Source organism: Bacillus sp. P4_D3 (assembly GCF_056401855.1).
The window spans coordinates 1-9,590 of the sequence record NZ_JBFUIN010000099.1 but is presented as its reverse complement, the minus strand read 5'-3'; the positions used below and the strand labels follow the sequence as shown (position 1 = coordinate 9,590).

The following is a 9,590-nucleotide window of genomic DNA, read 5'->3' as shown; positions in this document are numbered from 1 at the left end:
CCTTCCTTACTTGTCTCCTTCTAATTATTTAAAAAGACACTATTAAAATTATTAAAACGTTCTATGAAATTTCCAGTGTTATAAGTTTCTTTTATATCTCAAGTGAACCAAAGTTCCTGTTCTCTAGTAGAGCAGTTCCTATATCATATAATCTTGGGTTCTGGTGCAAAAACTTCAAACTAAACGAAAATGGTCTATCAAAAAAGAACAAGTTGATTTACAGAGTCAGTCTGTCCAAAATCAGAATATCTTCATCAAGAAACTACTCGCGTTAACTGTTTAACAGAAGATTCCATTAGGAACCTCCTATCCTTTTTTACAATGTATTATAGTTCTCGCACCAGAACCTTTCATTCTACTTCCGAAATACAAACCTAATCATTAATATTTGTCTATTGTGGCCCCGAGAGAAGAAGATTTAATAAATTCTTTATTTTGATATTTCTTTAATTCATCAGGAGTACCAGTTACTACTGCTCCAACAATCTTCACCTTTTCTGGGTTTAATGTAGGATTATCCTTTTTTAATTTTGTTAATATTTCTTTTGCTTTATCAGCATATTCTCCATAAAACTCCGGGGATTTTAATGTATCTATAAAAAATTCAGGAGATTGCCAGTCGTTTTGTGAATTATACGGATAACCATATATATTTCCACGATTAAAAGATCCTCCTTCTTCTTTAAGCTCCTGCTGATTGATACTATGTATCTCTTCATCTGATTCTGTGTCTATCCAAAGCCATTCTGTATTTTGTTTATCTAAAAGTTTTTGAACCTCACTAATTGAATAAGGGCGATCAAAAGATAGCGCATATTCAACATATTTATTTGATCCTATGTCATCAAGTAAATTCAAATCATTAGGAACTTGCTTATATTGAACTTTCGGATGATAAAATATAAGCTCTCTTTGTCCATTCTGACTGTTATACATTTCCCAGCCTTTTCTTTTTTCGTTAAAATGATTTATCCAATTAGAAGGTCCTTTTTCTGAACGAATAAGATTATAATGTCCTGTTGACGATTCCCAAGGTATGATACGCTCTCCTATTTTTTTCGAATACGTGTGAGTTGCGTCAACGGAAAAAGAATTCCAATTATAAAATGATGCATTTTGCTCAATATTAGGTTCAGTAATAGATAACCATACTCCTGTAGCATTCTCTTCCTTTGTCAGACGCTCAGATAACCAATAATTGTTCCCTATAGTCAGTCCACTATATAATGCAATTAGTACACTTCCCGTAATAACTACATTTTTTATAATCGCTTTTCTTCTACCTTTATGCATTGTTTTTTCGAATTCCTTATCATCTAAAAAAAGTTCAGATTGATTCTCATCATTCTTTATGTTCATTTTGTTCCCTCCTATATATATTAATAAAATGTTGTTTAGCTCGAAATACCGTTGTTTTAACAGTTCCAGTAGTAACTTCAAATAAAATGGATATATCTTCATACCGTAATCCTACTACATATTTTAGAATTAAAAATTCTCTATACCTTTTAGGAAGCAAATCTAATGTTTTTTGTATTTCACCACTCTGTTCTTCCTGTAATAGACAATCCTCAGGTAAATCAGGTTCAAGATTTTCTAAGATACATAATTCAATTAAAAACTTATCTTTTCTTTTTTCCCTTCTCAAAATATCATAACTTCTGTTTATAGCTACTCTAAACAGCCAACTTTTTACTTTTTCAGCGGGAATACCTTCTAAGTTTTGAATATATTTTAAAGCTGTTTCTTGTACAATATCTTCTGCATCCTCTCTAGATATTCCAAGTTTTAATAAATAGTTAAAAATAAAAGCTAGGTACTGCTTTAATCGTTTTTGAAAAACATCATCTCGCATCTTTTCCCTCCTACTATATTTATAACGATTAACTTTCAATTTGGTTGACAGGTTAATCAAATTTTTTTACATAATTTTAATTGTTAATTAAACCGCGAAAAGCTCCCTCATATCTTTGAACCGAACCCCGAATAGTGAACGCTTAAAAAAGTGGTTCTGGTACAAAAACTTTGAAGTATATGAAAATGGTCTATCAAACTTGGACATACTGATAGTACTACTCTATAAAATGTGTGTGATTAGTATGGAAAAGGAGAATATATTTAAGTGGAAACATTATCAACCAGACATCATCTTGTTAACTGTACGTTGGTACCTACGGTACAACTTAAGCTTTCGTGATTTGGTAGAGATGATGGAGGAACGAGGGTTATCCCTGGCTCATACAACTATTATGCGATGAGTACATCAATATGGGCCGGAGTTTGATAAACGAATTCGACATCATCTCAAACAAACGAATAACACATGAAGAGTGGACGAAACATATATAAAAGTAAAAGGACAATGAATGTATTTATATCGTGCCGTTGATTCTGAAGGAAACACGATTGACTTTTATTTGAGTAAATCTAGAAATCATAAGGATGCAAAGCGATTCTTCAAGAAAGCTTTGCGGTCTTTTCACGTCTCAAAACCTCGTATCATCACGGTTGATAAGAACCCTGCTTATCCAATCGCTATCAAACAGTTGAAAAAAGAAAAAAGGATACCAATAGGCACCAAAATCCGAAGGATMAAATATTTAAATAACATAGTAGAACAAGATCATCGTTTTATTAAAAAACGTATACGCTCTATGTTGGGATTTAAAYCATACAAAACATCAGCCTCTATATTRAGTGGTGTWGAAGCSATGCATATGGTYAAAAAAGAAYAAATTGATTTRCRGGAYCAGTCTGTYCAAAATCAGAATGTTTTTATCAACCAGCTGTTTGGATTAACTGCTTAACAGGTGATTYCGTTAGGAATCCTTGATTCTTTTTTATTTATCATCTTTTTGCACCAGAACCTCTATGCACCTAATTTCGTTTTCAAAGAATATTTGGCCATAAAAAACTGCACCTCCAATTGTTAGTTATGTCCAACAATTGGAGGTGCAGTTCACCAATTAGGTTCTACTTTTCTATCTATTTACACACGTACAGCTGTACCGCTTATCGCAACCATTAACATTCCGTCGCGAACCACTTCGTAGTCTACATCGATACCAACAATTGCATTTGCTCCTTTTTGCGTTGCAAGTTGTTTCATTTCTTCCATCGCAATGTCACGAGCTTCTTTTAATTTACTTTCATATGCACCAGAACGGCCACCTACAACGTCACGAACAGAAGCGAAGATATCGCGTACGATATTTGCACCCATAATCGCTTCACCGTTTACGATGTCTATATACTCAATAATTTCTTTACCCTGAATAGTATTAGTTGTTGTTACGATCATTATTAACACACTCCTATAATCTTTAAAAATTTATTGTTGTTTCTTATAATCTTATTATTACTTTTAAAAGCTAAATAAACTATCTAATAACCTTACTTAAAGATGACAGTTCTGTAAGGATGAAAGAAAACAAGCTATCTACAAAAACCTTTGTTTCTTGTTGGGTTTATTTACCCAATAACTGCAAATCCACCGATCATATCTGCTGGCAATTTATTATATACAGATGATCCATAAATAATAGCAGCCAATACTACATATAACGGTAAAGGTATAACATCGATTTTAACTTTCATAATTTTAGAAGCGAAAGATTCACTTTTCAATTCATTCCCATCAGAAAACGATACCGCTTCCACATTCTTTTGAATTCCCAGATGGCCCACCCTTGTTTTCTTAATAACAATATTAAACTGCTTTCAATAGTAAAAAATAGTTTTTGTAAGTTTTGTAACTACTTTTGTAATTTTAAAAAATATAAGCGACTTATAATAAGTCACTTATACGTAAAAACCTATTATATTTTGGTCAATGCATCTCAATTTACTCACAGGTCTTCCCACATGTTGATACATCATTTCATTCTCTAATACTCCGATTTCAGTCAAAAACATTACATACTTTCGAATAGAAACTCTCGAAACCCCTACTAATTGCGCCATTTCATCTGTTGTAAATGCTTGTCCATTAAGCGATTCGATTTTCTGCCAAATGAGTTGCAACGTTTGTTTTGTTAATCCTTTTGGAAGTTCTTTAGTAACAAGGGACTCTCTTTTTTCTTTTTGTAAAATTAGTGAATCTAGTTCTGATTGACTAATTTTTTGTTGTTCTTTCATGAAAGTAAGTTTTTCTCGATATACAGTTAAAGCCTCTTTAAATCGTTCAAATGTAAATGGTTTAATTAAATAATCTACTACGCCATATTGTAATGCTTTTTTAATACTTCCCATATCATGTACAGCTGAAATCATCATAATATCAATTTCTTTCTCTTGATTGCGAATATACATTATAAGCTCAAATCCAGTCTCTTCAGGCATAAAAATATCAAGTAATACTAAATCTACTCGTGATCTCTCTAATACTTCTATCGCCCCTTTTACTGATTTAGCTGCATGAATAAGTTCAAACCCTCCCACTTGCTCTAAGTAATGCGTATTTAACATCGCTACCATCGGATCATCTTCTACAATTAAAACTTTAATCATCTTTATCTCTCATCCCTACTATTAGGTATTTCAATTGTTATCGTTGTTCCCTCTCCTACCAATGAATGAATATGAATTTCCCCATTTATTCGCTGTATGCTTTCCTTTACAAGATGCAAACCATACCCCCGATTATCACCCTTTGTGGAATAACCTTTTATAAATAATGCATCAATTTCATTTTCTTGTATGCCTTTCCCTGTATCTTGTACTGTAATGATTAATGTATCCCCATATTGTATTCCAACTTCAACCTGCTTCTTCTCACAATTCATCACTGCGTCTAATGCATTATTAATCAAATTTCCAACAATCGTAATAAGTTCATGAATGATCCTCTCATCATATATGTCTGGTAAGTCCGAACCTTCACTTATAATTAACTTTATATTTTTCTCTCTAGCATAACTAAGTTTACCTAGTAAAAAACCAGCAAATACCGGACTTTTAATTCTTTTCATAACCCCACCAATTTCATATTGATGCTCTGACACCATACTACTTACATATTTCTGCAATTCTTCATACTGTTTCATATGTGTWAGTCCTAATACAACATGCATTTTATTCATAAATTCATGGGACTGTGCCCGTAATGCTTCCGCATATAGCCTGATACCGGTTAGTTCCTCTGCTAATTTTCTAATCTCTGTTTTATCACGAAATGTTGCAATCACGCCAACTATTTCTCCTTTTACGTATAAAGGAACACGGTTTGTAACAATCGTATTTCCAAGAATATTTTGTTCTTCGTTTAATTGTACCTCTCCTGTTTGCAACACTTCTTTTATACGTGAATTCGGCGTATACAATTCAACATCTTTACCGATAAAATCTTCTGTAAGTCCAATTTTCTTAAGTATTCGTTTTGCCTCATTATTAATTAAAGTTATTCTCGCCTCTGTATCTACAGCAATAATACCTTCTTTTACAGATTGTAGCATCGTATTTCTTTCTTCTAAAAATTTCGCTATCCTATGTGGCTCAAGACCAAATAAAACTTTCTTTATATGTCTAGCTAGCAATATCGCTCCTATAATTCCAACTAATATTCCAACACCAACACCGATATAAATGATATGTCTACTTTCTTTCACTCTCTCTTTCACATTATCAGCTGAAATGCCAACAGCGACCGCACCAAGTTGCTCACCTGTGTCAGCAAAAATAGGTACGAATACTCGCATAGAACTCCCTAAAGTTCCTTCTGCTAACGATACGCGTTCCTTTCCTTTCAATACAGTTCCTTCATCCCCTCCAACGAAATGATGACCTATTTTTTGAGGGTTTGGATGAGATTTTCGTATTCCATCCATATCCATAACTACAATAAATTGAACATCTGTACTCTTTAATAGCTTATTGGTATACACCTGAATTAAGGAGGTATCTACCTTCCCCGTCAACCCATCAATTACAATAGAATCATTCGCCACAATACGTGCAATCGTTTTTGCCTTCTCTGCTTGGCTATCTTTCGTTGCCCGTTCAACATTATGACTAATTAAAATGTCTGTTACGAGTAAAGAAAAAATTACTACTGCACACACTAATAATGTAATTGTTTTCCATAAACCCAATAGTTTTTTCCTTTTTTTCATCTCTCTAGCAACCAATCGTTTTAGCAATTACTATTTCTTGTTTCTTATTTGGGTAGATACGAAATTTATATGCTTTATTTACTAACATAAGTTGCACCTCGATTTGTTATAGGATATCTACAGTATACAAAAAAACGTAGGCTTACGCCTATTGGCATTCATCTCCCACCTACCGTTGGGCTAACGCCCTTCACACGCTTAAGGAAGGAGTATTCTGTCAGGAAACGATAAAGTACAAACTAATTTTCCGCCTCATCGTTTGCCTTCTTTCCATTTGTACCCTTTCCCTCGTACCGTAAGGAGAAACTGAGGCTCAGAAGGACTAGGTTCGATCTTCTGACGAAGACGACTGATATTCACATCTATTACTTTTGTGTTACCTACACAACTTATACCCCATATTTTATTTAAGAGTTCATCACGTGAAATTGGTTTTATGGAATTTTCCATTAAATATCGTAAAATAATATGCTCTGTTGGAGTTAAATCAATTACTATCTCATCCCTATATAATTCTCCTTGCAGAATATTTAATTGAAATGGTCCCGAATGAATCCATTTCATATCCATTTTATTTTCTTTTACTCTTCTTAGCAATGATTGTACACGTGCTACTAATTCAATTATACTAAATGGTTTTTTAATATAATCATCTGCTCCAATTGTCAAACCGTGTACCTGATCTTTCTCTTGAACACGTGCCGTTAATATAATAATACCAATCTTTTCATTGTTTTTTCGTATTCTTTTGCATACCCCAAAACCATCTATTCCTGGTAACATAACATCAAGTATTACAATATCAACATTATGATTTTCTAAAAGTTCAAGAGCTTTTTCACCTGTATCGGTTTCTAAAACATTGAAACCAGCACGCTTCATATTTAATGTAATAAAGCTACGAATTGTTATCTCATCTTCTAATACTAAAATTGTTGTCATACTCACCGCTCCTTTACTCTTGTTGATAATCGGCTATGGGTTTGATATAAGATTTAAGCTTCTGGTAGTTTGATTTTTTTGAAATTGCATATACATGAGCTCTTGTTTTCCATATGTATCAACTCCTAGGAGTCACTATATATGTCCATCAACTTAAGAATCTAGTAAAAAACGTCATCCTTTCTATTTAGCTTTTTAGAAAGAATAACGTGGGGATAATAAAGATTCTTAAGTTGATGGACATGGGGCGGTATCCCTAGTTTATCAGTTTTATATTAAGTAACTGATAGGACTTTTTCGTCTTTAATCTCATTCTCCCGCCAACCGCACCACCAAACAATTTATTACGTGAAAACGAAATGTGTTCCATCGTTTGTGCTATAATTTCCGCGTTTTTATATACACTTCGAAACGCTTTGACTAGATATTCCAAGTTCTCTTCTGGTCCACCTAAATAAAATCGAACCTTTTGACTCTTTCCTTCTACATCTTCCGGCTGATACATAAGTAACCGATACCAATCGCAACCCTTTCACAACTGCTTTAGTGGATTTCTCTAGTTCTTTTTCAAACTTATTAGATGCCACAGTCTCACTTCCTTTGCATCAACTATGAAGAATTACTCGCTCCTTTTTAATTTTTTTTAGATGCTTTTCTAGTTCTGAAGGCTCTAATTCATAGAGTTGTCTTCTTCCATCCTTGTAAAATCCGCAATCGATCAGCTGACTAATGATACGCTGTTTTTTTCTTTCTACATGATAAGTATATTGTTCTAGCTTTTTGGGGTCTTTTGCATACCTTCAAGAAATCAATTCTTGTGTTGCCATTTCTACAAACTGAATATCAGACTCTACAAGGTAACGAATATATGCCGTTTTCACTTTCATATATTCATCTTCATTTTTCCATCTATGATGGCTACCGTCACAAAGTACAAAAAAGGAAACGTTTCTCAACTGACTTACCAATTTATTCGTTTTACCCTTTGGATTAAATATTTCTTTCGCTTTTTTATGTGCCTGTAACACTTTGTCTTTCGAACATCCGCCTACAAGTAAATAATGTGGAATGATTAAACTCATTTTGTTATCTCACCTCTCTATTGCTCTCATACACAATCCAGAAAGGATAAGAACAAAGAGCAGGCGTCGATGCTTTACACGCTAACATGATTTGAAAAGCATGATAAGAAGGATGATCCTTTTCAAAATGGCTAGTGATATATTCTAAAAAGCCGTCCTTCTTCTCACCCACGTTAATCCAGCGCCTTCATGAAGCGCTTGTTTTGTCATTTCTATTGCGAGTTCCTGTGCCTGCTTTTTCGTTTGAATATCAGCAATTCCATTCGAAACAATCATTTCTTTCACCCTTTCGTAGTTATGTAGTTTTCATATAACTAAATACAATACAACTAACCAAAATGGTATTACCATTAGAAATCCATTTCTAATCCCTTTTGCAATAGCCAATGGATCATCATTACAGTATGGCATTTCCTTTTCTTCAACCCGCTGCAACATCTTTTTTTGAGATGAAAGGCTCATATTGAATCTCCTTTCCTTTCAATCTGTTTTCATTTTCTATAACAAACTACCACCAAAACAGCATATACAATAAATCATAATAAATTTTATGCAAATTTCTATAATTGCATCCATCATTCCCCATTATCCTCTCCCAAAGCCTGTAATACACAAGCTATGATCAGCAAAGAAAGAATTAATAATAAACTCCCTATATCTCGGCATTTCCCAAACACCGACATCCTCTCCTCGCAATTAACATTTATTTCAGAAAAACCCCACGGTAAGAAAAGTCAGACAAGAGAAGAGACAGATTTTACCCTGTTAAGAGTAAATCGGCTCTTTAATATTCAAAGGACGTAAGGAATGTAAACTTGTTGAATGTAATCCCTCAAACTTTTATTCCCCTAAGAAATTGATATCTTCCCAACCTAAAGGCGAATATCGTACGCTAGGGAATTTTTCATTTAAACGTAACTCTTTTATTCTATTTTTCATAGAAATCTTCTAATTAAAGAAAACTATTATAATATTTTTTTGCTAATGTATTTGTAATTAGACAGCATATCATAATGAGAAATAGCCCAGTATTAATCGGAATTATTATCCATTTCGAAAGAAACATCATAAGAATAATCATAACCATAAGAATACTTATGGTTATATGTGCAGCTTTTCCATCTATTAAATCAACCCTTTCATCATATTCCTTTGATAGTTCTCTTTCTAACTGTTTACCATTAGTTTTATATTTAGTTTGAGAAACTAAAGCAAAAATTAAAAACAATACTCCCGTAAGTATCTTTAAATTCCCCAAATAAAACCCTTCAGTAAGCTCAGCTGCAGTATGATCATAAATTATTTCAAAAAAACCCATTGCAATAATTGCAAACGAACATAAATAAAGTTCTTTCAATCTATTTTTCAAACAAATCACTCCTAACACAGCCATATATTCAAAGTTTATTTAAAAGTATATTTTAATAAATATCTTCTTTTTTACATCCTTCATTAG

At 33.1% G+C, this 9,590-nt stretch carries 12 protein-coding genes and 3 pseudogenes; 1 reads left to right on the top strand and 14 read right to left on the bottom strand.

The features are described 5' to 3' along the window. Nucleotides 1–381 precede the first annotated feature (381 nt). Entirely contained in the window at nt 382–1,359 is a 978-nt protein-coding gene (locus AC1DTM_RS13050; RefSeq protein WP_016103627.1) for an anti sigma factor C-terminal domain-containing protein, read from the bottom strand. Continuing rightward, on the bottom strand, nt 1,343–1,855 hold the full coding sequence (locus tag AC1DTM_RS13045; protein WP_002162331.1) for an RNA polymerase sigma factor: 513 nt from the start codon (nt 1,853–1,855) through the stop codon (nt 1,343–1,345). Before AC1DTM_RS13045 ends, AC1DTM_RS13050 begins: the two co-directional genes overlap by 17 nt. Nucleotides 1,856–2,099: 244 nt before the next feature. On the opposite strand from AC1DTM_RS13045, the pseudogene AC1DTM_RS13040 reads away from it, so the two are divergent. Further along, nucleotides 2,100–2,807, top strand: a pseudogene (locus AC1DTM_RS13040) (IS6 family transposase). Between the two features lie 182 nt (nt 2,808–2,989). Here AC1DTM_RS13040 and AC1DTM_RS13035 read toward each other — a convergent pair. From AC1DTM_RS13035 to AC1DTM_RS12980, 12 genes and pseudogenes are all read right to left on the bottom strand, one after another. Then, nucleotides 2,990–3,301 carry a heavy metal-binding domain-containing protein gene (locus tag AC1DTM_RS13035; protein ID WP_000637485.1) on the bottom strand — a complete coding sequence of 104 codons (312 nt, stop codon included), beginning with the start codon at nt 3,299–3,301 and terminating at the stop codon, nt 2,990–2,992. 176 nt (nt 3,302–3,477) lie between these two features. After that, nucleotides 3,478–3,678: pseudogene (locus AC1DTM_RS13030) on the bottom strand (malate permease); the annotation flags it as partial. 123 nt (nt 3,679–3,801) lie between these two features. Continuing rightward, nucleotides 3,802–4,509 (bottom strand): response regulator, encoded by a 708-nt coding sequence (locus tag AC1DTM_RS13025; RefSeq protein WP_016103625.1) that lies wholly within the window; start codon nt 4,507–4,509, stop codon nt 3,802–3,804. A gap of 2 nt (nt 4,510–4,511) precedes the next feature. After that, entirely contained in the window at nt 4,512–6,110 is a 1,599-nt protein-coding gene (locus AC1DTM_RS13020; protein WP_033714592.1) for a sensor histidine kinase, read from the bottom strand. A 7-nt stretch (nt 6,111–6,117) separates the two neighbouring features. Beyond that, a pseudogene (locus tag AC1DTM_RS13015) lies at nt 6,118–6,198 on the bottom strand (helix-turn-helix domain-containing protein); the annotation flags it as partial. A gap of 164 nt (nt 6,199–6,362) precedes the next feature. Then, on the bottom strand, nt 6,363–7,052 hold the full coding sequence (locus tag AC1DTM_RS13010) for a response regulator transcription factor (RefSeq protein ID WP_088099289.1): 690 nt from the start codon (nt 7,050–7,052) through the stop codon (nt 6,363–6,365). A 256-nt stretch (nt 7,053–7,308) separates the two neighbouring features. Beyond that, a complete protein-coding gene (locus tag AC1DTM_RS13005) occupies nt 7,309–7,557 on the bottom strand; it encodes a hypothetical protein (RefSeq protein WP_002162336.1) in 249 nt (82 codons plus the stop codon). A 100-nt stretch (nt 7,558–7,657) separates the two neighbouring features. Further along, on the bottom strand, nt 7,658–7,786 hold the full coding sequence (gene fbpA / locus AC1DTM_RS13000; RefSeq protein ID WP_080021449.1) for a Fur-regulated basic protein FbpA: 129 nt from the start codon (nt 7,784–7,786) through the stop codon (nt 7,658–7,660). A gap of 66 nt (nt 7,787–7,852) precedes the next feature. Next, nucleotides 7,853–8,134: a hypothetical protein gene (locus AC1DTM_RS12995; protein WP_002162337.1), complete on the bottom strand. Its 282-nt coding sequence runs from the start codon at nt 8,132–8,134 to the stop codon at nt 7,853–7,855. Nucleotides 8,135–8,278: 144 nt separating this feature from the next. Further along, nucleotides 8,279–8,410 carry a hypothetical protein gene (locus AC1DTM_RS12990; RefSeq protein ID WP_002162339.1) on the bottom strand — a complete coding sequence of 44 codons (132 nt, stop codon included), beginning with the start codon at nt 8,408–8,410 and terminating at the stop codon, nt 8,279–8,281. A 30-nt stretch (nt 8,411–8,440) separates the two neighbouring features. Further along, on the bottom strand, nt 8,441–8,596 hold the full coding sequence (locus tag AC1DTM_RS12985) for a hypothetical protein (protein WP_165762440.1): 156 nt from the start codon (nt 8,594–8,596) through the stop codon (nt 8,441–8,443). A gap of 490 nt (nt 8,597–9,086) precedes the next feature. Next, a complete protein-coding gene (locus AC1DTM_RS12980) occupies nt 9,087–9,503 on the bottom strand; it encodes a hypothetical protein (RefSeq protein ID WP_002162340.1) in 417 nt (138 codons plus the stop codon). Between the last annotated feature and the right edge of the window lie 87 nt (nt 9,504–9,590).